Source organism: Halomonas sp. DP1Y21-3 (assembly GCF_019801245.1).
Taxonomy (GTDB): Bacteria; Pseudomonadota; Gammaproteobacteria; order Pseudomonadales; family Halomonadaceae; genus Halomonas; species Halomonas litopenaei.
Map to the genome: position 1 here is coordinate 74,159 of NZ_JAHVJM010000006.1, position 24,222 is coordinate 98,380.

Sequence of the window (24,222 nt, forward strand, 5' to 3'; positions counted from 1 at the left end):
AAGCTTAGTTGCGGTGTGACAAGTGGCTGAAGACGCAAGAAAGTTGGGCCTTTACCATTTATTTTATATTGTGGTCGATATGTCGGTTATCTTTGCGATATGGAGTAAACTCGCCTAACCACCGCGTGAACGCGGGCAAGCTTTGTCGCTGCGCTCCATATTTCGCCGGTACGCTAAACGTCAAGCAGTAGGGGGAGTTGTGTACGCGAATGTGTCCCGTTACGGAATCATTCTGAACTCCGAAAACTATTCGGATTGCGTTGCTTTTTATCGCGACCTATTTGGTCTTCCTCTACTGTTCGAAAAAAATGAGGATGACTTTAAATTATCCTGTTTCGAGTATGGAAGCGGATACCTGATGGTTGAACAGGGGGGCAAGGCGAAGAAAGGAATCAAGTCGCCAAAAGAGTGCAGTTTCAAGTTGCGGTTCAACGTTGATGACCTGGAAGATGCGCTGAGGGAAATTAGGTCATGGGGCATCGAAGCTTCTATTACCGAGAGTGCATGGGGAAGAACCATCAATATCAGTGATCCTGATGGCAACCGAGTTGGAGTTCGGGATGAGTCCGGCTTTGTGCAACAGATCACTGCATAATGAATCGCGTCAGTACAGGGCCATTGGCTGCTACTGAAGTGGCGTCGCTTTGCTCAGCGTTATACGCAAAAGTGGAGAGGTGAATGTCGAAAGAGTTATTTTTTCCAGTTGTGGAAACTGAACGATTAAAACTTAGGCCTATAGCAATTGAGGACGCGGAAAGCCTGCTGGGAATTTTCTCTGATCCTGAGGTTATGCGGTATTGGAATACTGCGCCTTGGGAAACCCTTCAGGACGCCATTGACTTCATCAATGCGAGTAATGATTTGATGGGACGTCAAAAATCGCTCGTTCTTGGCGTATATCTGAAGTCTACAGGTGAGCTGGCCGGTAAATGTATGTTGTTTGGCTATGACAAGGAATCCAAGCGTGCCGAGATCGGATTTGGGTTGGGTCGCTCTGCTTGGGGAAGGGGTTACATTGGTGAGGCAGGCGAGGCATTAATTCAGTATGGTTTCAATTCACTGGGGCTTCGTCGAATTGAGGCAGAGATCGACCCGGACAACCAGTCCTCTGCAAAAGCGCTAGAGAGACTCGGGTTTTCCCGAGAAGGCTTGTTAAGGCCGCGTTGGGAAGTCAACGGCATTGTCTCTGACTCGGCAATGTATGGTCGACTGGCAAGCGGCCCTTCAGCAATGGCTAGCTGAGAATTGCACGTGGCAAGCGCATGATGGCGACGTCAATGAGCTAAACGACCTTGAATCCAGACATTCATGCACCGGGATTCCTGGCAAGCCGAGTCGGGTGGCGGCGAGGGTAGCAGTCCCTCTGACACCGTGTGGTCGGTGTCTGTCGTGTCTGGAAGACGATGCCAAAAGGTTTACACAGGTAGAGGGAAGGGCACTGGCCCGGGCTTGGCGGAAGGAAGTACTCTTCCACCAAGCCCGGGCCAGTGGCGTTTTAGACGCCCTCGTCGGCCTGTAGGCCACCTGCCGGGATGCGGTCGGCGCCCCAGCTTTCCTGAATCATGGCGACGACGCGGTCGAGTTCCTGCTGGTCGACCTGGGCCAGTTCGCCGTGCTCCAGCGGGTCGTAGTGGTAGATGTACAGACGCGAGGCGAACTGCTCGAAGGGCAGAGAGGCCTCGCCAAAGCGCTCGCCGTGGCTGGAGGTGCTGACCTTCACGCCCATGCCCCAGTCCTGGCCGCTATCGTTGTTGGGGTTGAAGAAGTAGATGCGCATCTGTCCCGACGGATCCAGCGAGGCCCGCAACACGGTGATGGCATGCCAGCCGATGAAGCGCCCGGCGCTGTCGGTGACGGCGATGCCGGCGGGCTGGGGGTGAATCAGCGGCTGGTTACCGTTGTAGTAGGGGTGGTAGCTCGCATAGAAATGGCGCAGGAAGGTGTCCAGGTCGGTGAGCTGGCCGGTGGCCACGTCGACATTGATACGAAACCCGCGTCCTGCCCACCAGCCATGGAACTCCGGGTTGACCCAGCGGTGGGGGTCTCCCTCACGGCCCAGGCAGCGACGCCCCATCTCGGCGTAGATACGGTCCAGATGCGGCACCACCAGCAGCGACACTGGATCAAGGTCCAGCGGCAGGGTCTGTGCGACGCCGGAGAGGCTCTCCTGAGACGAGATCGGCTGGCCTTCGAAGTGCATCAGGATCTCATCGTCGCGGGCGGCCCAGGCCACCATCTGCAACAGATAGTCCGGGTCGTTGTAGGCCCACATGGACAGCGCTCGCGCCGACTGGCAGGTCGGGTTGTTGCCCTGTCCGACCCCCAATGGAAGGCCCAGCATGCACAGCACACCTTCCATCAGGCGGGCCCGGTAGGACACGCCATCACCGAAGGCGGCGTGGAGTCGCGCCTCGGACCAGTCGGATAGCTTCAGGCCAAGCTGGCGCCACAGTGCCGGCGCCACCGGTGGCTGGTAAAGGATGCCACGTTCCAGGGTCAGCGCCAGCCCATAGACGGCCTGGGCGGTCTCGGGATAGATGGCGGTGCGCACCATGGTGTGGACCAGATCGCAGTAGCACAGCAGGCAATCGCGGCCGGTGGACGAAAGCCCCAGCGCCTCGGACAGCAGGTTGTCACCAAAGTCGAGCAGGTGGCGCAGTAGCACCGGGTGATAGGGCGAGACCAGGCCGGTGTCGTGCATCGCCCTGGCAAAACCGCTGGCTTCGTACTGCAGGCCTCTCGCGTCCATGCTGGCTAGCCGTTCGCGGTAGACCTCAATGCCGGGGTCCTCACGGCAGCCCTGGGTCGGGCCGAACAGCGAGCTGACCAGGCGGTCCGCGCCCTGGCCGCTGGCGCCCAGGTCGATCTCGGGGTTGGCCTGACACAGGGCGATCTGGGTGATCATCTGCTTGACCGGATCGACCTGGATCGGGCGCTGCTGCAGGATCCGCCAGATCTCGCTGATCAGCTCGTCGATGACGTGTTCGTAGCCGATGCGCTCGGCCAGGTACTGAAACAGCTGGCGGGGAATCTCGGCCAGGCGGCCCTGGGTCTCACGCTCGGCTTCCGACGGGGCGGAAAACAGCAGCGGCAGATTGATCGCCATGACCTGGGTGAGGTAGTGGTGGGCCCCCTCATCGGAAATGAGGTGGTGGCGATAGCGTCCCTTGGCGACTGCCAGCATGCGCAACTCGCTCAAGGCCTCGATAACCACCAGCGAACTATCGGCGCTCTTGAGCGACTGGGTGGTCAGGGAGGGGATCAGAATATGCGGACTGGCCCAGTCCGATCCCAGAAACAGGCCTGCCTGTTCGAGGGTTTCGGCGCGCTGCTCGATTTCCGCGCAGCCTCCTGGCTGCATCAGCACACGGCGGCAGGTATCGATGACCCGAGGCAGCTTGGCCGGTTTGGCGAACTCCCGGGACTCGCCAAGGCTGGCGATCGCGTCGTCCAGCTTGGTCAGCAGGCCCCGAAGCTTGTCGTTATCCGCGGGGGATGGAGTGTCTGGGTTGGTCACACCGGCTCCTTGTCGTCCTGAAGTTGGCTCCCGGAGGAGTTCCGGCAGCAGTCCCTACATCAGGGGGTCGAGTCGTGTCACGTCGAGCGGACGACGCCAGTATACGCATGCTCGGGCGGCGGCGTCGCCAATCCGGCGGCGCTGCCCCGACGGGGCAGCGCTTAACAGGCAGGCCTAGATGTAGTAGTCCTCGTCTTCCTGTGCCTTCAACAGGTCGCGCAAGGTATGGGCGTCGTCGCCCTTGAAGTAGACCAGGCCCCAGTGGGTACCGAAGGCGGTACGCTTGGTGACGGTCTCTTCCAGAGGTGCGGTCAGCTCGTGTGACTCGAAGTAGGGGTGGTCTTCCACCGACTCCGGGATTTCCAGACGGCTGACCACACGGCGGCGCGGATAGACCCCGAAACAGCCGGCGAAGCCGTTGGCGTCGACCACTTCGCGCGGGAAGAACTCGGCGACTTCCTCGGGCGTGGTCTTGGGGTCGAACACCAGCATGCTGGCCTGGTAGGCGTTGAAGCCATAGACCCGCTCGAGCAGCTCGAACACCTTGAAGCCGGGCGGACGATAGGCCACTTCGCCGAAGTACATCTCGCCATCGCTGGTGACGAAGTACTCGGGGTGGATCAGGCCGAAATCGATGTCGAAGGCCTTGATCAGCTTCTCGATCTGCACGCGGATCTGCTCGCGGTAGCGCTCAAGCTCCGGCGAGGCCGGCACGAACACCGAATAACCCAGGGTCACGTACTCGGAGATATTGAGAAAGGCGATCTTGCCGTCATGGATCCAGGCCTCCACCGCGAACTCCCAGCCATCCAGGTGGGATTCCATCAGCACCGGAAATTCCTCTTCCGGGATGGTGTCGACCTCGTCGGGCGTGCGGATCACCCGGTGGCCAAGGCAGCCAGCCTTATCGAAGGCCTTGAGGTGGATCGGGTCGTTGGGGTCACCGTCGAGCTTGAGCAGGGTCTGGTTGACCCGCTTGAGGAAGCGGATGACGTCCTGGTGGTCGTGGGCTTCCTCGAAGATGCCGACGCGAATACCGCCGAGCTGCGCACGCCGCTTCATCAGGGCCTTGTCACGCAGCAGCAGCGACTGGCCGTAGAGGCGCGGGTTGTCGAGTAGCACTGAGTTGATCGCTCCGGCCCACTCCACGGTTTCCTCGAACAGCGGAATGGACACGTCCACGCCCATGTCGCGCAGGGTCTCGGCGATTTCCAGTGAGCGGTCGTTGAGCCGTTCGAAGTTCCAGGAGACGTAGGGGATATCGTGCTGCTTGCAGTAGTCCTCGGCCCAGTCTGGGGCCACCACAACGTAGCGACGGTCGAAATTCTCGGCGGCCTCGATGGCGTTCAGGCTCCAGCCGAGTAGTGCGATGTAGCCTTTGTTGGGATCCTTGTTCATGCAGCGCCTCCTTGGAATGGGCGTTGGTGGGCGTAATGGTGCTGGTTGTTCGTGGTCGTCATCCTCAAAAAGTGACGCCTGGTGAGTATGAGCTCCCAGGCGTTAAGGTGCTTCCACCATACAGCTTCAGTGTAGAAGTCTCACATTTCGAGCGCTGCATGACTGTTGAGGCAAAGTCTACTGGGTTTACCCTTGTGGCCCGGGCATGACCTTGGTATAGTGCCCGCGTCCTGAGCAAGAGGCTGATTTTTCAGGCCTTGCCCGGTGACGTTTTCAGGCAGTCGACATTTCCTTGTTGTCGAGCTCGCCTTGCTGTGGTGGCCCTGTCGGTCCTCCCGCAACGCTAGACCGCAAACCCCGCCAGGCCCGGAAGGGAGCAACGGTAGTGGTGGACGCGTGTGCCGGGATGTGGCTGTCGGGGCCGCCTCCATTTCAGGCCATGCCTTTGATCCTGCAGGACCTTCTGCCTCATTGATCCCGCTGTTACACAACAGTGGTGCAAAGAGGTGGGACAACCGTGTCTGCTATCTTGCGCTGAGTATTCCTTATTCCCGCATTTGTGGGTCGGTATTGAGGTGCCCCTTCGATGTGGCATTCGCCGGTCTGATGCGCCGCCTGCGCTGCGATACCAGGAACTTCCTGTTTACACAGCGGAGCGCCTTGCTCGGCGCCCCTACCTGTCTTTCTCGTCTCGGCTCTTCCTCGCCCAGGCGGATACTGCCTTGCCTAGCGGATCTCGCGATCTAGGGCAAAGTAGTCATCGGACTTGAGTTTGGCGATTTCCGCCGAGAGGGTGGATTCTTCGTTGCGCGACAGCAGCACGCTGGCGACGGCGCTCAGCGAGCACAGCACCTCCTTGCATTCGGTGCGGGTGCGCTGGATCGACTGGCGCGCCAGCAGCAGGCACATGGCCTGGGCGCGGGCAGGGCGCTTGATCAGGGTGCCGTAAAGGTTACCGATGACCACGCCGCTCAGCTCCTGGTCCTGGATCTCCCGATTGTCGTACTCACGGTAGAAGGCCTCTTCCTGACCGTCGGGGATGAAGTAGTGGATGAACTCCTTGTAGTCGGGGTCGTAGGCGATGCTGCTGACGGCGTTGACCAGCTTCTTTTTCAGGGCGGCGTGCTCGGGATCCTGCTCGTCGACCTTGGCGAGCCGGTCGGCAATCTTGACCGCGCCTTCGAGCTCACGCAGTAGGTGGGCGTAGCCTGAGTTGATCTCGTCATGGCAGCGGGCGATATCGTCGAAGTCGCTCTTGATGCTGGCGACCATGCCGTCGCCTTCGGGCAGGCTGCCGAGGACCGGGAACAGCAGGTACTTGTGGACGTGGCAGCTCTCGTAGTAGCGCGAGACCTCGTCCTTGAACGCCTGCAGGTATTCGCCGACCTCTTCCAGGTAGTCGTCGTTCTGCTCGATATGCCGCTGGACCGCATCCACACCATCCTGTTTCCACAGCCGGTTGAGGCGTCGTTCGATCTTGCCGGCGTTGGTGATCATGCTGTTGAAGTCTTTTGACAGCTGTATGGTGGTTTCCTGGACCTTGGTCACGGCGATGGCGCGGGCCTGGTCATTGATGCCGACCTCGCGAGCCATGCGCCGCTGACGGTGATTGTCCAGCGTCCAGGACACGAAGGCACCAAGGATCGCCAGGCTGGTGGCGATGTCCACGCCAATCGATAGGTTGTCCACTGCGTTGTCTATCCTTTTTAGGGGTTATCGTTATGTGCTGGGAATCGCTTCCGGGGTTACCAGAAGCGATGGCCGTCTCACGGGCATACTGGTGTAGCCTTAAACAAGTATGCTGAAGCAGGCTAATACGATAGTAGTGGTTGTCGATGACGCTTAGAAGCGGAAATCCCGTCGTTTCGATGTGGGTTGTCAGTTTTTTATCAACATGATCGGGAGATTGCATGTCAGACGTCCTTCGTCGGCTCGAGCGGTTGCGGGCGCCAGCCATCGGCCTTGGCTGCATGAACGTGTCCCACGCCTATGGCAGTCCGTTGCCGGAAGCCGAGGCGGTCAGGGTGTTGCAGCACGCTTTCGAGGTGGGCTACCGCCACTTCGATACCGCCACCCTCTACGGCAAGACGGCCAATGAGCGAGTCGTGGGGCAAGCGCTTGCCGGTCGCCGTGAAGAGGTCTTCCTGGCCAGCAAGTGTGGCATGGCCTTCGACCCGGAGATCGGTGCCAAGCGCATCGACGGGCGGCCTGAGACGCTGCGCCGCCAATGCGAGCAGAGCCTTTCGCGACTGAAGACCGATCATCTGGATCTCTACTACCTGCATCGACGGGATCGTCAGGTGCCGATCGAGGAGAGCGTGGGAGAACTGGGACGACTCGAGCAGGAAGGGAAGATCGGTGGGGTCGGGCTGTCCGAGGTGTCGGCGGCGACGCTCAGGCAGGCCCGGCAGGAGCATCCCATCGCGGCGGTGCAGTCGGAATACTCGGTGTGGACGCGCAACCCCGAGATCGCGTTACTCGACGCCTGCCGTGAGTCGAATACCGTGCTGGTGGCGTTCAGCCCGCTGGGCCGCGCCTTTCTGACCGGTACCCTGCGTGACCCCGCCAGGCTCGAGGAGGCCGACATGCGCCGAGGCATGCCGCGCTTTAGTGCCGACAACTACCCGCGCAATCTTGCCCTGCTGGCCGAGTTCGAGGCGCTGGCGCGCCAGCGCGAGTGCACCCCCGCCCAGTTGGCGCTGGCCTGGCTGAGAGGGCAGGGGGCGGACGTGATACCGATCCCCGGATCACGTACAGCCACCCACCAGGAAGAGAACCTGGCTGCCGAGGCGCTGACGCTGGATGCCGGCACGCTTGCGCTGATCAACGCCATGATGACGGCGGACCAGGTGGTCGGTGCGCGTTACAGCGAGGCCCAGCAGGCGGATATCGACACCGAGGAGTTTGCAACGGCGCGTGGCGACGGGGATCACTGAAGCGTCGACAGGCCTCGGGGAGAAATTTGTTCGGCAGCCACGCCGAACTCTGGTCGAATCCTCCTGTCCACCGTGGCGGGCCGGCGCTATGCTGTTTAGCCCCCTGAATCTGCCGAGAGCCTTCGCCATGCGAAGGCTGGTCGCACAGCCATGCCGCAAGGAGAGACAGCCATGAGCCATTACAAGGTTACCAACCCGGCGACCGGAGAGGTCGAAGCCACCTACCCCGACGCCAGCGACGGCGAGATTCTGAAGGCCGTGGAGTCGGCGCATCAGGCGTATCTGGCCTGGCGTGACGTCACCCCCGCCGAGCGTGCGGCGCTGCTGCACCGGGTCGCCGACCTGCACGAACAGCGCCGTGACCAGCTCGCCGATATCATCGTGCGCGAGATGGGCAAGCCGAAGTCCCAGGCCCTGGGCGAAATGTCGGTGGTGGTGGACATATACCGCTACTACGCCGACAACGGCCCGGCCTGGCTGGAGCCGGAGCCCATCGTCACCGGCGGCGCCAAGGCCGAGGTGCGCAAGCAGGGGCTCGGGGTGCTGCTGGGCATCATGCCCTGGAACTTCCCCTACTATCAGGTGGCGCGCTTTGCCGGTCCCAACGTGCTCAACGGCAACACCATCCTGCTCAAGCACGCTCCCCAGTGTCCGGAGTCGGCCAAGGCCATCGAGGACATCTTCACCGAGGCGGGGGCGCCCAAGGGGCTTTACACCAACCTCTACGCCAGCAACGAGCAGGTGGGTGAGCTGATCGCCGACCCGCGGGTGCAGGGCGTGTCGCTGACCGGTTCAGAGCGTGCCGGCGCGGCGGTGGCCGAGCAGGCCGGTCGCCAGCTCAAGAAGGTGGTGCTGGAGCTGGGTGGCTCCGATCCCTTCCTGGTGCTGCCCGACGCCGATCTGGAGCAGGCCGTCAAGCAGGCGGTGCAGGGACGTTTCGGCAACTGCGGTCAGGCCTGCAACGCGGCCAAGCGGATCATCGTCGACGACGCCGTCTACGACGACTTCCTGGCGGCCTTCCACGAGGCGGTGGAGCAGATCAAGGTCGGCGATCCCATGGCGGACGATACCGTGATGGGGCCGATGTCCTCGGAGCAGGCGCTTACCAACCTGGATGCTCAGGTCCAGGATGCGATCCGCCAGGGCGCGACCCTGGTCACCGGCGGCAAGCGCCTGGATCGCGCGGGCGCCTGGTACGCCCCGACCCTGCTGACCGGCGTGACCCGCGACATGCGCATCTTCCAGGAGGAGCTGTTCGGACCGGTGGCCGTGGTCTACCGCGCCGCCGATCTGGAGGATGCGATCGACCTGGCCAACGACACGCCCTATGGCCTGGGCGCGGTGATCCAGACCTCCAACCCGGAGGGAGCGCTCGAGCTGGCCAATCGTCTCGAGGTGGGCATGGTCCACATCAACGAGCCGCCCGGCAGTGAAGCCGAGCTGCCCTTCGGTGGCGTCAAGCGCTCCGGCTTCGGCCGCGAGCTTGGCAAGGATGGCATGGATGAGTTCGTCAACCGCCAGATGGTGAAGATGGCACGCTGATCCCGGGCCGACATCTGAGCCGACAGCGCGATGCGCCGCTGGACAAGGACCCGTCAAGTTCGCTTGGCGGGTTCTTGCGTTCAGGAGGACTCGATCCGCGAGGACAAAACAGGAGGCCAAGGCTGGTGCCAGTGTCTATGGTGACGCCATGGGCCCTTGTCCGCGGTTGAATCGAGATGGCGGCTCGTATCCAGGGAACCTCGCCGTCGTCGAGCTTTCCAATGACCATCGACCAAGGAGGAGTGCGATATGAATGCCAAGTACCTGCTCGACCAACTGATGAAACAGGCCGGCGGTTCGTCTTCCGGCGGTTCGTCTTCCGGAAAGGGCGGCTTCGACGTGCAGGGGCTGATCAACAGCGTCTCGTCCCAGCTGTCCGGGGGATCGTCGTCGTCCAGCGGTGGCGGCGGCATGGACATGAAGAGCCTGCTCGGCGGCGGTGCGCTAGGCATGCTGATGGGGTCCAAGCGCGGCCGCAGCATGGGCGGCAAGGCGATCAAGTACGGCGCCATCGCCGGCGTCGGCATGCTGGCCTGGAAGGCCTGGCAGAAGTCCCGTGGCGGTGACGAGGCCACCCCCGCGTCTCAGGGGGCTCAATCCGGTGAAGGGGCTCCGCTGGAGGAGCTCGGCGGCGAGGCCCAGGAACGGCGTAGCCTGGAGGTATTGCAGGCGGTGATCATGGCGGCCCGGGCCGACGGCCACATCGACGCCCAGGAGCGCGCCCTGATCAGCGAGCAGATTCAGCAGCTCGGGGCCGATGATGAGCTGCATGCCTGGGTCGAGCGTCAGCTCCAGGCACCGCTGGACGCCCAGGCCCTGGCCAGTCAGGCCGACTCGCCCCAGGCGGCGCGGGAGATGTACCTGGCCAGCGCCGCGGTGATCGACGACCAGAATGCCATGGAGCGTGCCTGGCTGGACGAGCTGGGCACCGCGCTGTCGCTGGACGAGAACGTGCGTCGCGAACTGGAACGTCAGCTCGAGGGGCAGGGCTGAGCCACCGTCACGCACGACCACTTGAGAAGCCCTCGGACAAGCTCTGACAAGAGGCCTGACAGAAAAGCCTTTTGATGATGAAGCCCGGCGCCGGTCGCCGGGCTTCCCTTGTTGACGGGCCCGGCGGCACAATACGTTCGGCCGATTTGCGCTGAAGGCGCTGTCGGTCAACCCGTCGCCGGTCAACAAAAGGAATAATGCAAGCATGCAGGTGTACCACAGTGAAGCGACCAAGCTGCGTCGTGCCAGGACCGAACTCCACGATGGCCAGCTGATGACCCCCTTCGAGTGCCCCGAGCGGGTCGACCTGGTGCTCGCACAGCTCCGTGACAGCGGTGTCGGACCGGTCGCCGCGCCGAGGGAGCACGGCCTGGCGCCGGTGCTGGCGGTGCATGATGCAGCCTACGTCGAGTTTCTCTCGACCTGCTGGGACGAATGGCAGGCCGCCGGTCACGGCGGCGAGGCCATCCCTACCATCTGGCCGACGCGTACCATGCGCGAAGATCGTATTCCCGGCCATGTCGGCGGCAAGCTCGGCTACTATGCCCTCGGTGGCGACACCTCGATCTCCCCCGGTACCTTCGAGGCGGCGATGGCCAGCAAGGACGTGGCGCTGTCGGCCTACGAGCACACCGCTTCCAGCGGCCAGCCCAGCTTTGGCCTGTGCCGCCCGCCGGGTCATCACGCCGCCAGTGATCAGTTCGGTGGCTACTGCTTTTTCAACAATGCGGCCATCGTGGCCCAGCGTGCGCTCGACGATGGTCACGCTCGGGTGGCGATCCTCGACGTCGACTTCCACCACGGCAACGGCACCCAGCAGATCTTCTATGGCCGTGACGATGTCCTGACCCAGTCGATCCACGGCGACCCGGACCAGTGCTTTCCCTACTATCTCGGCCACGCCGACGAGAAGGGCGAGGGGCCGGGGCTTGGCTACAACGTCAACTATCCGCTGCCGCCGGGTACCGACTATGCCACCTGGCGCGAGCGCCTGGAGCTTGCCCTGGCCGAGATCAGCGACAAGCAGGCAAGCCTTCTGGTGGTGTCGCTGGGTGTCGATACCTTCGAAGGCGACCCCATCTCGAGCTTCCGCCTCAAGAGCGATGACTTCCTCGACATGGGGCGTCGGCTGGCGAGCCTGGGCCTGCCCACCGTCATCCTGATGGAGGGCGGCTACGCGGTGGAGGAGATCGGTATTAATGTGGCCAAGGTGCTCCAGGGCTTCCAGGGCGCCTAGGCTTCCAGGGGGCGGCGTTCAGTCTCGCGACTCGACGTCTGCCTGGGGCGGCGGATGGATCACCCGCTCCTGCCTGGGTGGCGGCAGGCGAAGGGATGCCCCGGGCCGCGAATACAGCCCCTTGAACAGCTTCAGCCCAAGCCATAGAAACAGCAGCGGAATCACCAGGGTGCGCATCACAAACAGCGCCATCAACTGGAGGATGGCGTTGGTGCCGGATTCGATCCGGCTCTGAATGGCGCTGATGCTGAGGCCGTCGGTGAGGGCTCCGATGCGCTCGGCCAGGCCGTCGAACAGACCTTCGTCCGGGTCCTCGCCCGCAAGGCGACGGCGCAGGGTATCGCGTTCGCGGTCCACGGCGGCGAGCTCGGCGAGCTGATTCTCGCGCTCGTCGGTGAGCTCGGCCAGGCGCTGTCGCCGTTGGCCAAGCTGCTGTTCGAGGCGCTCGATCTCGGGGTTGTCGTGGAAGGGGTTGAGGCGCTCGGTCAGACTCAGCCGGGCGGTCAACAGCGACAGCCGACCGCGACTCTGTTCCACCGCGTCCTCGGCCTTGCCGATCTGTCGATTGGTCTCGATCAGCGATTCGCGCAGTTGCTGGCGCCGCTGGTCGGTATCGGCCATCTCGGCCTCAAGCCGCTCGCGCTGCTGTGGCGTCAGGGCATCGCCGGCCTCTGCCAGGCCGGTGGCCTGGACCTCTTCGGACAGGCCCTGGACCTCGGCCATGCTGGCGCTGGTGCGCTCATCGAGAAAGGCCTGGTCCACCAGGGTGCTGGCCACCAGTGTCAACAGCAGCAGAAACCGGCCAAGTCCGATCAGTGCGAAGGCCTTCCACGCCAGTGGCGTCAGCCGCCAATCTCGCCACAGGCACAGGATCAGCAATGCCCCGGCCAGGCTCAAGGCAATCTTGAACATCAGCGAGCCGGTGATTTCCAGCAGCAGGGTCTGGCCGATCAGTGAGCCGATGGCCAGCTTCATCACGCTGGCATAGTCCTCCACCAGGTCGTTGAAGGGGTCCAGCGCCTCGAAGGGATGGGTCGACACGCCAACGCCCATCTCGGTGGACTGCAGCACCGAGATGCCCGCATTGAGCCCGCGGGCGGCAGCGAAGGCGAGCAGCGCCTGGGTAGTGGCGCCCTCGACCTGGCGCTGGGTCGCACGGTCGAGCACATCGAGCCAGGACAGCGCCATCACCGCGACGATGGCCAGCGTCAGCAGCACCTTCAGTCGCCGTGAGGGCGATAGCCGCCGCTTCGCGGTGGGGGGCGTCTCAGAGGAGGTGAGCACGGAGTCAGGCATGAAGGGTCCTGTGACAAGAGAGGGCGGGACGCGACCGTCGGTTGGCTGCGGGTACCTCTCACCAGTGGCGGATGCGAGTAATGCCAGGCGGGCGAACAGGCGTGAGGTGCCGCTTCAACGGCGTGAACCCCCTTGGCCTTTGCGCCCAAGGCCCCACCCGGTAGAATGCCACGACCATCGGGCGGGAAACACCGTCGCGTGACCGCCACGCCGCCTCGCTCCCGCCGCGTTGTCTCAGCGGGTCGCCTGGCCCAAAGCCCAGCCGCAGGAAAGAACGTTCAATGAGCTATCAGGTACTGGCCCGCAAATGGCGGCCTCGCACCTTCCATGAACTGGTGGGGCAGGAGCATGTCCAGCGGGCGTTGGTCAATGCCCTGGACCAGGGCCGCCTGCACCATGCCTACCTGTTCACCGGGACCCGAGGTGTCGGCAAGACGACCCTGGCGCGTATCCTGGCCAAGTGCCTCAATTGCACCGACAAGGGGGAAGGTGACGACGGCGTGACCTCGACCCCCTGTGGCCGTTGCGATAGCTGTCAGTCCATCGACCAGGGCCGCTTCGTCGACCTGATCGAGGTCGACGCCGCCTCTCGGACCAAGGTCGAAGACACCCGCGAGCTGCTCGACAATGTTCAGTACGCGCCGACCCAGGGCCGCTACAAGGTGTACCTCATCGATGAGGTGCACATGCTCTCCACCAGCAGTTTCAATGCGCTGCTGAAGACCCTGGAAGAGCCGCCGCCCCATGTGAAGTTCCTGCTGGCGACCACCGATCCGCAGAAGCTGCCGCCCACGGTGCTGTCGCGCTGCCTGCAGTTTACCCTCAAGCATATGCCGCCGGAGCGTATCGTCGGCCACCTGTCCAAGGTGCTGGAAGCCGAGCAGGTACCCTTCGAGGAGTCTGCGCTGTGGCTGCTGGGCAAGGCCGCCGCCGGCTCCATGCGCGATGCCATGAGTCTGACCGACCAGTCGATCGCCTTCGGCCAGGGTGAGGTCCGCCACGCCGACGTCGCCGCCATGCTCGGTACCCTCGACCATCGCCACGTGCTGGCGCTGATCGAGGCGCTGGCCGAGGTGGACGCCGCACGGCTGCTCCAGGAGGTGGCGAGCCTGGCCGAGCAGGGCCCGGACTTCGGCGCGGTGCTCGACGATCTGACGGCGGTGCTGCACCGCCTGGCGATCGGTCAGATGGTGCCGTCGGCGCTGGACAACGGCCACGGCGACCGTCAGGCGCTGCTTGAACTGGCCGGACGCTTCGCCGCCGAGGACGTGCAGCTCTACTATCAGATCGGGGTACAGGGACGTGCCGACATGGCCCACGCCCCTGATCTGCGTACCGCCCTGGAAATGACCCTGTTGCGGATGCTGGCGTTTCGTCCCCAGGGCGTGCCCAGGCCCGCCCGGACGCCGCTGCCGATGCGCGGCGAGACAGCGCCGCAGGCGGGTTCACCGCCTGCCGCGCAGCCTGACTCTCGGAGCGAACCGCAGCCCGAAGTTCAGACACAAGCTCAGACCCCAGCCCAGAACCAAGCTCAGAACCAAGCTCAGCCTCAACCTCACGTTCAGCCCGCACCGCAGCCTGAACCACAGCCCGAGCCTGGTGCGCCATCCTCGTCCGAGACCCAGGCGCAGACGGCGGCGCCGGTCGAGGCCAGTGTCGATGCCGCGCCGGCGCCCGTCGATGGGCCAGCGCCCATGCCGGGTGAAGCGCCAGACAGTCGCGATGATAGTGGCGGCGAAGCCGACTATCGTGCGAACAACCACGCCAGTGACGTGCCGCCGCCCTGGGAGGGCGGTGCTCCCGAGGACCCTACGCCGGGCGCTGAGGCGCCCACCGCCGTCGCCAGCGAGCCGGCACCGACCGCCTCGAATGAGCCGGTCGGCCTGGCCGAGACGCCGTCCGCCGAGGCCCAGGCCGGGCAAGCGATGGCGTCCACACAGGACCAGCCGCTCCCGACCGAACCGCACCCGGTTGAACCGCACCTGGCCGAAACGCCTGCGGTCGCCGGGAGCGAAGCGAGTAGCGAAGAGCCAAGCTTTGGGCCAAGCCCAGAGCCCAGCCCCGAGCCAAGCCTTGAGCCAAGCCTTGAGCCCGACGCCGAGGTCGAGGAGAGGGCGGCCGAGGCGATGGCGGCCGAGGCGATGGTCGACGAGGCGCCGCAGCACCAGCAGCACGCCGCAGAGCCCGCCGTCGGCGAGACGTCCGCGACGTCGACAGGGGCGCTGACTCACAGCGCCTGGCTGGCCCACTTCGACGATCTTGGCGTGTCGGGCCTGACCCGTAACCTTGCCGCCCACTGCGTGGTGGCCGCCGACGACGGTGAACGGCTACATCTGCATCTGGACCCGTCGCAATCGGCGATGAACGCCGAGGTTCACCAGAACCGGATTCGCGATGCGCTCGAGGCCCTGGGGTATCCCCGTCGACTCGAGATCGAGGTGCGTCAGCTCGACACCAGCGTCGAGACTCCGCGGCAGATGGCCGAACGCCTGGCAGCGGAACGCCACGCCGAAGCGGTTGAGGCCTTGAAGCGTGATCCCCATATTCAACAATTGCAGCAGACATTCGGCGCCAGGCTGGTGGAGTCCACCGTGACCCCCGCCGGCGAGACCCGCAAGGCCAGACGCTGAGCGTCTGCGCCTGACAGTTTAAAACGAGAGGATCGGACCATGATGAAAGGTGGAATGGGTAACCTGATGAAGCAGGCCCAGGAAATGCAGGACAAGATGCAGCGGGTCCAGGAAGAAATCGCCAAGGCCGAGGTGCTGGGTGAAGCCGGCGCCGGCATGGTCAAGGTGACCATGAACGGCCGCCATGACGTCAGCAAGGTCGAGATCGACCCGTCGGTGATGGAAGAGGACAAGGAACTGCTCGAGGACTTGCTGGCCGCTGCGGTCAACGATGCCGTGCGCAAGGTCGAGACCAGCTCCAAGGCCAAGATGGAAGAGGTGACCTCGGGCCTCAACCTGCCGCCCGGCTTCAAGATGCCGTTCTAAGCCGACCCTGACGCGACTCGGGCCAGCGACTGGCCCGGGCGAGAGTGTATCCGCCGGACGCAGTGTTTGCCCGGCGCTGGACGAGTTTGCCCATGAGTTTTTCTCCCCTGGTCGAGCAATTGATGGACGCACTCCGCGTGCTGCCGGGCGTCGGGCCCAAGACCGCCCAGCGCATGGCCATGCACCTGCTGGAGCGCCAGCGTGAAGGCGGCCAGCGTCTGGCCGAGGTGATGCGTGAGGCGGTCGAAAGGGTAGGCTACTGCCAGCGCTGCCGGACCCTGACCGAAGAGCCGCTGTGCGGGCTTTGTCAGAGCGCGCGTCGGGACGACAGCCTGCTGTGTGTGGTCGAGTCGCCGGCGGATATGCTGGCCATCGAGGAGGCCGGCGGCTTTCAGGGACGTTACTTCGTGTTGCACGGCCACCTGTCGCCGCTGGACGGTATCGGGCCCGAGGACATCGGTCTCGATCAGCTCGAGACCCTGATGGAAGAAGGTCTGATCGAGGAGGTGGTGCTGGCGACCAATCCCACCGTGGAAGGCGAAGCCACCGCCCACTATATCGCCACCCAGATCCAGCGCCACGGTGCACGTCTGTCGCGCCTGGCCTATGGTGTTCCCATGGGGGGTGAGCTCGAGTACGTCGACGGCGGGACCTTGAGCCGCGCCTTTTCCGGTCGCCTGCCCTTCGACAGTGAATAAGTCGGGCGAACGTTGTTGCCTCAAATGGATGCTTGAATGCCTGTAATCCCTGATATTCGATGGATCGATAGCGCCGACGCTCTCGACGACGCCTGCCAGGCGCTGTCCCAGGCACCGGTACTGGCGCTGGACACGGAGTTCTTTCGCGAGAAGACCTTTCACCCGGTTCCCGCACTGATCCAGATCTACGGTGGCGACGCCACCTATCTGATCGACCCGCTGGAGGTCGCCTGCACCGAGCGTTGCCGGCAACTGCTGACCAATGACGCCTTGAAGCTCCTGCACGCCAGCAGCGAGGACCTCGAAGTATTCGGCCACTGGGCCGGGGTCGCGCCGACGCCGCTGGTCGACACCCAGGTGGCCCAGGGGCTCTTGGGCGAAGACGCCGCCATGGGCTACCAGCGGCTGGTGGAGTTCTGGGTGGGCGAGACGCTGCCCAAGGAAGAGACCCGTTCGAACTGGCTGGAGCGCCCCCTGAGCGATTCCCAGCTGAGCTACGCGGCGCTGGACGTGGTCTACCTGCTGATGGTGTGGCAGCACCAGCGTGAGTCGCTGGAGCGCCACGGTCGACTCGAGTGGGTGCTGGAGGACTGTACCGACCTGGTGGCCCAGTCGCAGCGCTCCAGCGAAAGCGACGGCCAGTGGTACCTGCGCCAGCGTCAGCTATGGCGGCTGGCCCCGCGTCAGGTCGAGGCCTACCGCCTGATGACCACCTGGCGCGAGGGCGAGGCCCGGGCCAGGGACCTGCCGCGCAACTGGGTGATTCAGGATCGTGTGCTCTACGCCATCGCCGAGAAGATGCCGGCCAACCGTCATGACCTGGCGGCGGTGGAGGGCGTCAAGCCGACCCTGATCAAGCGAGAGGGCGACACCCTCTTGGCGATGGTCAAGCAGGCCGCCCACCGAGAGGTCTCGGAGCTCGCACCTGCGCCACTGGCACCAACCTTGCCGCCGTTCAAGGCGCGCATGAAGGCGCTCAAGAAGGTGGTCAATCTCGACGCCGAGTCGCTGGGCGTCGCCCCCGAGGTGCTGCTGCGCCGGCGTGAGCTGGAAGCCCTGGTCACCGCCAGCCTGCGCAACCAGCCGCTGCCGCTGCCCAGTGGCTGGCGTGGCGAACGACTTAATGAGCGCCTTGAAGGAGCCCTGGGGGAGTTGGCCCAAGCCGGCTAGAAAGAAGGACTCGACCAGGCTGACGAAACACTAACAGCAACGACGAGGCGTCCGATGAATCGAAAGGACGCCCACCAGACCGACAGGGCAGCCCAGGTGGCGCCCGATGAGACCGACATGACGACGATGCAGGGCAAGATGCTGTGCGAGATATTCAAGAGCTCGCGCAAGGACGAGATGTATCTCTACGTGGACAAGCGCGAGGGGCTCAAGCGGGTCCCCGAAGCGCTGATGGAGCGCTTCGGCACGCCGGTATCGGTGATGACCATGATCCTCACCGCCGACAAGGCGCTGGCGCGCGCCAGCGGCGCCGAGGTGATGGCGGCGATCGAGGAAAAGGGGTTCTATTTTCAGATGCCGCCGGCCAAGGACGAGTATCTGCTGGACCTGTATCGCACCCCCACCGAAGCCCGCTACTGACGTGATGGCCGAGCTGAGAGAACGTTTCTGGGAGCGCTACGCGCTCGATGAGCTGACCCAGCAGGAATGGGAGGCGCTGTGCGATGGCTGCGGCCAGTGCTGCCTGCGCAAGCTCGAGGACGAGGACACCGGCGATCTGGCGGTGCTGGGCCTGTCCTGCCGGCTGCTCGATACCCACAGCTGCCGCTGCAGCGACTATGACAATCGCCTCGCCAAGGTGCCGGACTGCACCCAACTGACGCCCGAGCTCGCCCACCAGTTCAAGTGGTTGCCGCACTCCTGCGCCTACCGACGGCTGGCCGAGGGACGAAAGCTCGCCGGCTGGCACCATCTGATCTGCGGTGATCCCGAGCGGGTCCACCGCAAGGGTATCAGCGTGCGCAGCTTCGCCATCCCCGAGACCGAGGTGGACGAGGCCGACCTCGAGGACCACATCATCGCAGTGATCCCGGTCGAGGGCTGAATGCCTCTTGTGGCAACGCCACCTGCAATCTCTGATAGCGACCTCCTTCGGGAGGTCGCTTGCGTTGTGGCATGCCCCTGGTACCTGGCGTGCCGTCAGCCCGCCGCCATGGCCTCGATCAGGGCGTCGCGAAACGCTTGGGCCGGCGGCGACAGTGCTCTCTTGCGGTCCCAGGCGAAGCCCACGTCCATGGTCGGGATGGGGTCGGCCAGGTCGATGTGCTCGATGCGTCGGCCCTCCAGCGACCAGGGCCGATAGACCATATCCGACAGGATGCTGACGCCCGAGCCGCTGGCGACAAGGGAGCGCACCGCTTCCACCGAGGATGTGCTGAACAGCGTCTGTGGACCGAGTCCCGATGGTGCCCAGTAGCGCAGTGCGGTCTGCTCGGCCTCGTCGACGTTGAGCATGATATAGGGCTCGCGGGCGACGTCGGCCAGGCCAACGTCGCGCCTGCCGTGAAGAGGGTGGTGGCTGGCGACCCACAGGCGGCGGGGCGATCGGATCAGCAGGTGCTGGGCCAGCGGGGCACCCGGTTCAAGGTTGGAGATCAACATGATGGCCAGATCGAAGCGCCCGCCGAGCAGGCCGGCCTGGATCGTCGGCCTCGAGGCCTCGTGCAGGCGTACCGTCACACCGGGATAGCGACGTTGAAACTGTGCCAGCAGCGGCGGAAGAAAGTAACCCGCCACGGTATAGCTCATGGCCAGATCGAGGCGTCCCTCCAGCGTCGGCGAGTGCACCCGGGTCGAGTCGAAGGCCTCGTCCACCGCCTGGAAGACGTGTCTGACCCGGTCGAGAAAACGCGTGCCTTCGCGGGTCAGCACCATGCCCTGGGCCTGTCGGTCGAACAGCTTGACGCCCAGCTCGTCCTCGATTTCCCGCACCCCGGTGGTGATCGACGACTGGGACACGTTCAGGTCCACCGCGGCCTGGGTCACCTTGCCGCTTTCCGCCACCGCCACGAAGTAGCGCAGCTTGCGAAGGGAAGGACTGCGCGCCATGTGAGATCTCCCTCAAGTTCTGTTGTTCGAACCTGTTATTCGGATTTTTTGATAATGCCAAACAAGAATTGGTATTTCCAATCAGTGGCGTCTCTCATATACAACGATGGAACACCCGCGAGGAGACCCACAATGACAACACTGGACCTCAATGCCGACATGGGGGAGGGATTCGGCGCCTGGCGCATCGGCGGAGACATCGACGATCGCATCATGGCCGGCATCAGTTCCGCCAATATCGCCACCGGCTTTCACGCCGGCGATCCCACCATCATGTCCCATAGCCTGCGTCAGGCGGCGAAGCACGGGGTCGCGGTGGGGGCCCACCCAGGATTTCGCGATCTGGTCGGCTTTGGTCGCCGGCATATTCACGCCGCCGCCGATGAACTGGTCAATGACGTCATCTATCAGCTCGGCGCCCTGCGCGAACTGGCCGCCCGGGAGGGCCTAGGCCTTCATCACCTGAAGCTTCACGGGGCCCTGTTCATGCACGCGGCCAGGGACGAGGGCTTCGCCACGGCGCTATGCCGCGCACTGATGACCATCGACGCCAATCTGCCGATCTACTGCCTGGCAGGGTCGGTGATCGATCGCGTCGCCGAGGCCGAAGGCATCCAGCGCGTCCACGAGTTCTACGCCGATCGTGACTACGACGATCAGGGTTCCATCGTCTTTGTCCGGCAGGTGCAGCGCCTCGACCCCGAAACGGTGGCCGAGAAGGTGCTGCTGGCGGCCCGCGAGGGCGTGGTCGAGACCGCCAGCGGCAAGCGTGTACCGGTCAGCTTTCAGTCGGTGTGTCTGCACAGCGATTCCCCCGGGGCGCTGGAGATGCTCGACGCCATCCGCCGCCGGCTGGCCGATGCCGGCATCGAGCTCAAGGCTCCCTGAGCCTGCGGCCGCCTGGCCACAGCCATCTTCACCTTGATCGTGTTCAGCGCAAATTAATTCCAATGACAAGCGAGAGACCTCATGTCCCAGCAAACACAGCAAGCCCCCTTTCCCGGCGTCTTCTATCGCCGTCCCTCGCCCGAGGCCGAGGCCTTCGTGTCCCCGGGTGATAGCGTCCAGGCCGGCGACACCATCGGCCTGCTCGAAGTGATGAAGCAATTCTGCGAACTCAAGGCCGAGGTGACAGGCCAGATCGTGTCCATCGAGGTGGATGACGGCGATGTGCTGGAAGCCGGTCAGGACATCCTGGTCATCGACGTGTCGGAGGGCGAGGCATGAACGCGACCCGTCTGTTGATCGTCAATCGCGGTGAGATCGCCGTGCGGGTGGTGCGCGCCGCCCGCGAACTCGGCCTGACCAGCATCGTCACCCACAGTGAGGCCGACGCCGACAGCTTGGCGGTCAAACTGGCCGATGAGGCGGTATGTATCGGCCCGGCCCAGGCCGCCAAGAGCTATCTGAACATCGAGGCGATCCTGGCGGCAGCCCGGGAAGTCGGTGCCGAGGCGGTCCATCCCGGCTACGGCTTCCTGTCGGAGAGCGCCGACTTCGCGCGCCGTGTGGTCGAGGCCGGCATGATCTTCGTCGGCCCCGACGCCGAACTGATCGAGCGTATGGGCAACAAGGCCGAGGCCAGGCGCACCGCACTGGCCGCAGGTGTTCCGGTGGTGCCGGGGTCGCCGTCGGCGGTAGCCGACGTGGAGGAGGCGGTGAAGGTTGCACTCGAGGTCGGCTATCCACTGCTGATCAAGGCCGCCGCCGGTGGCGGCGGGCGCGGTATTCGTACCGCCGCCGACGAGGCGGAACTCCGCGCCCAGCTGCCTCTGGCCCAGAGCGAGGCGCGAGCCGCCTTCGGCGATGACAGCGTCTATCTCGAGCGCTTTATCGAGCATGCGCGGCATATCGAGGTGCAGATCCTGGCCGACGGCGAGCGTGCCGTGCATCTGTACGAGCGGGAGTGCTCGTTGCAGCGACGGCGTCAGAAGGTGTTCGAGGAAAGCCCGTCGCCGGCGCTGGGTGATGCCGCCCGCGAGCGCCTCTGCGCCTCCGCGGTGGCGCTCGCCGAGCACGTCGGCTACAAGGCCGCCGGGACGCTTGAGTACCTGTACGACGATGACAGCGGCGAGTTCTTCTTTATCGAGATGAATACCCGCATCCAGGTGGAGCATCCGGTCACCGAGATGATCACCGGGGTCGATCTGGTGCGGGCGATGCTCAGGGTATGCCTGGGTGAGCCGCTGGGGGTAGTCCAGGACGATATCGCGATACGTGGCTGGGCCGTGGAGATGCGTATCAACGCGGAAGACCCGGACAATGGCTTCTTTCCGTCGCTGGGGCAGGTCGAGCGACTGATCTGGCCCACCGGCCCGGGAGTACGCGTCGACAGCGCCCTGTACGAGGGCTACAGGATGCCGCCGTTCTATGACTCGTTGGTGGCCAAGCTGGTCGTCTGGGACGAGGATCGCGCCTCGGCGCTGGTCCGTGCCGGCCGTGCCCTCGACGAGTTCACGCTGGAGGGCTTCACCACCACGGCGGGGCTGCATCGTCGGCTGGTTTCGGACGAAGCGGTACGTCGCGGCGACTTCCATACCGGCACCCTGGAGCTCTGGCTAGACACAGCATCGGCGGCGTCAGCGCCATCAGTACAGGAGCAAGCGTCATGAAACCATCCTCCCAGCGTGACCCCGGGCAGGCCAAGCCCGCACGCTACAGCGCCGCCGGTGACGAGTTTCTGTTCGTCGAACTGTCCGAGGCGATGAACCTGGAAGCCTTCTTTCGCGGGGTGTCGATCACCAGTCGGCTTGCCGAGCGCGAGATCCCCGGGGTGACCGAGATCTGTCCCGCCAACGCCTCCTATCAGGTGCGCTACGATCCCGACCGGCTGCCGCTGTCACGCTTGATCGAGACTCTGGAGCAGATCGATGCCGAGGTGCTCGGCCAGCAGGTTCAGCGCCTGGAGACCCGGGTGGTGGAGGTGCCGGTGCTCTACAACGACCCCTGGACCCACGAGACGCTGATGCGCTTTCGCGATCGCCACCAGGACCCGTCAGGCACCGACCTGGAGTACGCCGCCAGGATCAACGGTTTTACCAGCGTCGATGGCTTTATCGAGGCCCACAGCGCCAGTCCCTGGTTCGTGTCCATGGTGGGCTTCGTCGCCGGCCTGCCGTTCATGTACCAGATGGTGCCCCGTGAGCGGCAGATCGAGGTGCCCAAGTACGTGCGGCCTCGTACCGATACGCCCAAGCAGACCGTCGGCTATGGCGGCTGCTTCAGCTGCATCTACTCGGTGCGCGGCGCCGGGGGCTATCAGATGTTCGGGGTGACCCCCATGCCGATCTACGATCCCAGCGGCAGCCAGCCCCACATCGATGACTCGATGATCTATTTCCGCCCCGGTGACATCGTCAAGCATCGGCCCGTCGATCGCAGCGAGTACGACGCCATGGTGGCCGCTGCCGAGGCTGGGCGCTTCCACCCGAAAACCGCGCCATTCGTGTTCGACCTGGATGAATATCGCGAGGCCCCCGAAGCCGTGGCCCGTCGCGTCGAGGAGGTGCTCAATGAGCATTGAAGTGATCAAGCCGGGGCTTGCGACCTCGGTCCAGGATGCCGGACGCGCCGGTCATTACCACCTGGGCATTCCGCCCTCTGGCGCCATGGACAAGTTCGCCATGCGCTCGGCCAACCTGCTGCTGGGCAACGCCGAGGACGCCGCGGTGCTCGAGTGCGCCTTGATGGGACCGGAGCTGCGCTTTACCCAGGCCTGCCGTATTGCCACCGGCGGCGCGGAAATGGTGCCGAAGATCGATGGCCAGGCCCACCCCAACTTCGAGGTGCTCGAGGTGCCGGCGGGCAGTGTGCTGAGTTTCGACTTCGTGCGCGCCGGGGCGCGGCTCTACCTGGCGGTGGAGGGTGGCATCGATGTGCCCGAGCGTCTGGGTAGCCGCAGCACCTACGCGCTCGGCGCCCTCGGTGGCTACGAGGGGCGTCCGCTCAAGGCTGGCGATGTGCTGCCCGTCGGTCAATCGAACGCCGCAACCCGCGCGGCAGTCGGTCGGCGTATTCCCGAGGCCTTTGTGCCGCGCTTTGCCAAGCACTATGAGTTGCGCGTTGTGCCCGGACTTTACGACCACCTGCTCGAGGAAGAGGCGAGGGAACGCTTCTACCAGGAGGACTGGAGCGTGGCATCGGAGGCCGATCGCATCGGCTATCGCTTCAAGGGCGGTACACCGCTTCGGTTCATCGAGCGAGAGCCGCCCTTCGGTGCCGGTGACGACCCGTCCAACATCGTCGATGCCTGCTATCCCATCGGTTCGATCCAGGTGCCCGCCGGCAGCGAGCCGATCATTCTCCACCGAGACGCCGTGTCCGGCGGTGGCTACGCCATGGTTGGCACGGTGATCAGCGCCGACATGGATCTGGTGGGCCAGATTCAGCCCCATCAGAAGGTGCGCTTCGTGGAGGTGTCCCTCGAACAGGCGCTGGAGGCGCGTAAGGCCTACGCCGAGCGCCTGGAGGCGCTGCGCATCGCCTTGGGCCAGGCCCAGGGTCAGGCGCTCGACTAGCCGGCTGAAAAGGATCGAAGGCAAGAGCCTGAGTG

General features: G+C 64.3%; 22 protein-coding genes and 1 other RNA gene. 18 read left to right on the forward strand and 5 right to left on the reverse strand.

Annotated features, from left to right (window positions below):
• The first annotated feature begins 211 nt into the window (after positions 1-211).
• Together KUV74_RS16900 and KUV74_RS16905 are read left to right on the forward strand one after the other, a co-directional pair.
• The gene (locus KUV74_RS16900) at positions 212-595 is read left to right on the forward strand and encodes a VOC family protein (RefSeq protein WP_315900852.1); all 384 of its coding nucleotides are present in this window, start codon (positions 212-214) and stop codon (positions 593-595) included.
• 83 nt (positions 596-678) lie between these two features.
• Positions 679-1,242: a GNAT family N-acetyltransferase gene (locus tag KUV74_RS16905; protein ID WP_222516926.1), complete on the forward strand. Its 564-nt coding sequence runs from the start codon at positions 679-681 to the stop codon at positions 1,240-1,242.
• Between the two features lie 253 nt (positions 1,243-1,495).
• Here KUV74_RS16905 and KUV74_RS16910 read toward each other — a convergent pair whose 3' ends face one another.
• Both KUV74_RS16910 and KUV74_RS16915 read right to left on the reverse strand, forming a co-directional pair.
• Positions 1,496-3,517 (reverse strand): hypothetical protein, encoded by a 2,022-nt coding sequence (locus KUV74_RS16910; protein WP_124804319.1) that lies wholly within the window; start codon positions 3,515-3,517, stop codon positions 1,496-1,498.
• 174 nt (positions 3,518-3,691) lie between these two features.
• Positions 3,692-4,915: an acetyl-CoA carboxylase biotin carboxylase subunit family protein gene (locus tag KUV74_RS16915; RefSeq protein ID WP_045993197.1), complete on the reverse strand. Its 1,224-nt coding sequence runs from the start codon at positions 4,913-4,915 to the stop codon at positions 3,692-3,694.
• A 324-nt stretch (positions 4,916-5,239) separates the two neighbouring features.
• Between KUV74_RS16915 and ffs the strand changes: the two genes are divergently transcribed.
• Positions 5,240-5,336, forward strand: an RNA gene (ffs, locus tag KUV74_RS16920) — signal recognition particle sRNA small type.
• A 305-nt stretch (positions 5,337-5,641) separates the two neighbouring features.
• Here the strand turns inward: ffs and KUV74_RS16925 are convergent.
• A complete protein-coding gene (locus KUV74_RS16925; protein ID WP_045993201.1) occupies positions 5,642-6,604 on the reverse strand; it encodes a hypothetical protein in 963 nt (320 codons plus the stop codon).
• A 221-nt stretch (positions 6,605-6,825) separates the two neighbouring features.
• Here KUV74_RS16925 and KUV74_RS16930 point away from each other — a divergent pair, with 221 nt between their 5' ends.
• From KUV74_RS16930 to KUV74_RS16945, 4 genes are all read left to right on the forward strand, one after another.
• On the forward strand, positions 6,826-7,851 hold the full coding sequence (locus KUV74_RS16930) for an aldo/keto reductase (protein ID WP_222516927.1): 1,026 nt from the start codon (positions 6,826-6,828) through the stop codon (positions 7,849-7,851).
• Between the two features lie 171 nt (positions 7,852-8,022).
• On the forward strand, positions 8,023-9,393 hold the full coding sequence (locus KUV74_RS16935) for an NAD-dependent succinate-semialdehyde dehydrogenase (RefSeq protein ID WP_222516928.1): 1,371 nt from the start codon (positions 8,023-8,025) through the stop codon (positions 9,391-9,393).
• Between the two features lie 249 nt (positions 9,394-9,642).
• Positions 9,643-10,386 (forward strand): tellurite resistance TerB family protein, encoded by a 744-nt coding sequence (locus tag KUV74_RS16940; RefSeq protein WP_108132614.1) that lies wholly within the window; start codon positions 9,643-9,645, stop codon positions 10,384-10,386.
• A 205-nt stretch (positions 10,387-10,591) separates the two neighbouring features.
• Positions 10,592-11,623 carry a histone deacetylase family protein gene (locus KUV74_RS16945; protein ID WP_045993206.1) on the forward strand — a complete coding sequence of 344 codons (1,032 nt, stop codon included), beginning with the start codon at positions 10,592-10,594 and terminating at the stop codon, positions 11,621-11,623.
• 18 nt (positions 11,624-11,641) lie between these two features.
• Here KUV74_RS16945 and KUV74_RS16950 read toward each other — a convergent pair whose 3' ends face one another.
• Positions 11,642-12,919, reverse strand: coding sequence for a hypothetical protein (locus KUV74_RS16950; RefSeq protein ID WP_222516929.1), 1,278 nt, complete (start codon positions 12,917-12,919; stop codon positions 11,642-11,644).
• 281 nt (positions 12,920-13,200) lie between these two features.
• Here KUV74_RS16950 and dnaX point away from each other — a divergent pair, with 281 nt between their 5' ends.
• The 6 genes from dnaX to KUV74_RS16980 all read left to right on the forward strand — a co-directional run bounded on the left by dnaX (position 13,201) and on the right by KUV74_RS16980 (position 18,666).
• On the forward strand, positions 13,201-15,549 hold the full coding sequence (gene dnaX, locus KUV74_RS16955) for a DNA polymerase III subunit gamma/tau (RefSeq protein WP_222516930.1): 2,349 nt from the start codon (positions 13,201-13,203) through the stop codon (positions 15,547-15,549).
• Positions 15,550-15,588: 39 nt separating this feature from the next.
• Positions 15,589-15,915, forward strand: a complete 327-nt coding sequence (locus KUV74_RS16960; RefSeq protein WP_045993209.1) for a YbaB/EbfC family nucleoid-associated protein — start codon at positions 15,589-15,591, stop codon at positions 15,913-15,915.
• A 92-nt stretch (positions 15,916-16,007) separates the two neighbouring features.
• Complete coding sequence (gene recR / locus KUV74_RS16965) at positions 16,008-16,613, forward strand: recombination mediator RecR (protein ID WP_045993210.1); 606 nt, start codon at positions 16,008-16,010, stop codon at positions 16,611-16,613.
• 36 nt (positions 16,614-16,649) lie between these two features.
• Entirely contained in the window at positions 16,650-17,783 is a 1,134-nt protein-coding gene (gene rnd, locus KUV74_RS16970) for a ribonuclease D (RefSeq protein ID WP_045993211.1), read from the forward strand.
• Between the two features lie 117 nt (positions 17,784-17,900).
• The gene (locus KUV74_RS16975; RefSeq protein ID WP_083970450.1) at positions 17,901-18,203 is read left to right on the forward strand and encodes a YcgL domain-containing protein; all 303 of its coding nucleotides are present in this window, start codon (positions 17,901-17,903) and stop codon (positions 18,201-18,203) included.
• A 4-nt stretch (positions 18,204-18,207) separates the two neighbouring features.
• Complete coding sequence (locus tag KUV74_RS16980; protein ID WP_045993212.1) at positions 18,208-18,666, forward strand: YcgN family cysteine cluster protein; 459 nt, start codon at positions 18,208-18,210, stop codon at positions 18,664-18,666.
• 95 nt (positions 18,667-18,761) lie between these two features.
• On the opposite strand, the gene KUV74_RS16985 is transcribed toward KUV74_RS16980, so the two are convergent.
• Positions 18,762-19,670, reverse strand: coding sequence for a LysR substrate-binding domain-containing protein (locus tag KUV74_RS16985; RefSeq protein ID WP_045993213.1), 909 nt, complete (start codon positions 19,668-19,670; stop codon positions 18,762-18,764).
• A gap of 132 nt (positions 19,671-19,802) precedes the next feature.
• On the opposite strand from KUV74_RS16985, the gene KUV74_RS16990 reads away from it, so the two are divergent.
• From KUV74_RS16990 to KUV74_RS17010, 5 genes are all read left to right on the forward strand, one after another.
• Complete coding sequence (locus KUV74_RS16990; RefSeq protein WP_222516931.1) at positions 19,803-20,558, forward strand: 5-oxoprolinase subunit PxpA; 756 nt, start codon at positions 19,803-19,805, stop codon at positions 20,556-20,558.
• An 81-nt stretch (positions 20,559-20,639) separates the two neighbouring features.
• Positions 20,640-20,897, forward strand: coding sequence for an acetyl-CoA carboxylase (locus KUV74_RS16995; protein ID WP_222516932.1), 258 nt, complete (start codon positions 20,640-20,642; stop codon positions 20,895-20,897).
• Positions 20,894-22,282, forward strand: coding sequence for an acetyl-CoA carboxylase biotin carboxylase subunit (locus KUV74_RS17000; protein WP_222516933.1), 1,389 nt, complete (start codon positions 20,894-20,896; stop codon positions 22,280-22,282). Before KUV74_RS16995 ends, KUV74_RS17000 begins: the two co-directional genes overlap by 4 nt.
• Positions 22,279-23,193, forward strand: coding sequence for a 5-oxoprolinase subunit B family protein (locus KUV74_RS17005; RefSeq protein ID WP_222516934.1), 915 nt, complete (start codon positions 22,279-22,281; stop codon positions 23,191-23,193). The genes KUV74_RS17000 and KUV74_RS17005 overlap by 4 nt, the downstream gene beginning before the upstream one ends.
• Positions 23,183-24,187 carry a biotin-dependent carboxyltransferase family protein gene (locus KUV74_RS17010; RefSeq protein ID WP_222516935.1) on the forward strand — a complete coding sequence of 335 codons (1,005 nt, stop codon included), beginning with the start codon at positions 23,183-23,185 and terminating at the stop codon, positions 24,185-24,187. The genes KUV74_RS17005 and KUV74_RS17010 overlap by 11 nt, the downstream gene beginning before the upstream one ends.
• Positions 24,188-24,222 lie beyond the last annotated feature (35 nt).

What these genes read in the sequence shown, in the direction of transcription:
- KUV74_RS16960 (WP_045993209.1), top strand. Translation starts at nt 15,589, where the DNA reads ATGATGAAAGGTGGAATGGGTAACCTGATGAAGCAGGCCCAGGAAATG.
- recR (WP_045993210.1), top strand. Translation starts at nt 16,008, where the DNA reads ATGAGTTTTTCTCCCCTGGTCGAGCAATTGATGGACGCACTCCGCGTG.
- KUV74_RS16980 (WP_045993212.1), top strand. Translation starts at nt 18,208, where the DNA reads ATGGCCGAGCTGAGAGAACGTTTCTGGGAGCGCTACGCGCTCGATGAG.
- KUV74_RS16915 (WP_045993197.1), bottom strand. Translation starts at nt 4,915, where the DNA reads ATGAACAAGGATCCCAACAAAGGCTACATCGCACTACTCGGCTGGAGC.
- KUV74_RS17005 (WP_222516934.1), top strand. Translation starts at nt 22,279, where the DNA reads ATGAAACCATCCTCCCAGCGTGACCCCGGGCAGGCCAAGCCCGCACGC.
- KUV74_RS16975 (WP_083970450.1), top strand. Translation starts at nt 17,901, where the DNA reads ATGACGACGATGCAGGGCAAGATGCTGTGCGAGATATTCAAGAGCTCG.
- KUV74_RS16935 (WP_222516928.1), top strand. Translation starts at nt 8,023, where the DNA reads ATGAGCCATTACAAGGTTACCAACCCGGCGACCGGAGAGGTCGAAGCC.
- KUV74_RS17010 (WP_222516935.1), top strand. Translation starts at nt 23,183, where the DNA reads ATGAGCATTGAAGTGATCAAGCCGGGGCTTGCGACCTCGGTCCAGGAT.
- KUV74_RS16940 (WP_108132614.1), top strand. Translation starts at nt 9,643, where the DNA reads ATGAATGCCAAGTACCTGCTCGACCAACTGATGAAACAGGCCGGCGGT.
- KUV74_RS16905 (WP_222516926.1), top strand. Translation starts at nt 679, where the DNA reads ATGTCGAAAGAGTTATTTTTTCCAGTTGTGGAAACTGAACGATTAAAA.
- rnd (WP_045993211.1), top strand. Translation starts at nt 16,650, where the DNA reads ATGCCTGTAATCCCTGATATTCGATGGATCGATAGCGCCGACGCTCTC.
- dnaX (WP_222516930.1), top strand. Translation starts at nt 13,201, where the DNA reads ATGAGCTATCAGGTACTGGCCCGCAAATGGCGGCCTCGCACCTTCCAT.
- KUV74_RS16950 (WP_222516929.1), bottom strand. Translation starts at nt 12,919, where the DNA reads ATGCCTGACTCCGTGCTCACCTCCTCTGAGACGCCCCCCACCGCGAAG.
- KUV74_RS16990 (WP_222516931.1), top strand. Translation starts at nt 19,803, where the DNA reads ATGACAACACTGGACCTCAATGCCGACATGGGGGAGGGATTCGGCGCC.
- KUV74_RS16930 (WP_222516927.1), top strand. Translation starts at nt 6,826, where the DNA reads ATGTCAGACGTCCTTCGTCGGCTCGAGCGGTTGCGGGCGCCAGCCATC.
- KUV74_RS16945 (WP_045993206.1), top strand. Translation starts at nt 10,592, where the DNA reads ATGCAGGTGTACCACAGTGAAGCGACCAAGCTGCGTCGTGCCAGGACC.
- KUV74_RS16985 (WP_045993213.1), bottom strand. Translation starts at nt 19,670, where the DNA reads ATGGCGCGCAGTCCTTCCCTTCGCAAGCTGCGCTACTTCGTGGCGGTG.
- KUV74_RS17000 (WP_222516933.1), top strand. Translation starts at nt 20,894, where the DNA reads ATGAACGCGACCCGTCTGTTGATCGTCAATCGCGGTGAGATCGCCGTG.
- KUV74_RS16995 (WP_222516932.1), top strand. Translation starts at nt 20,640, where the DNA reads ATGTCCCAGCAAACACAGCAAGCCCCCTTTCCCGGCGTCTTCTATCGC.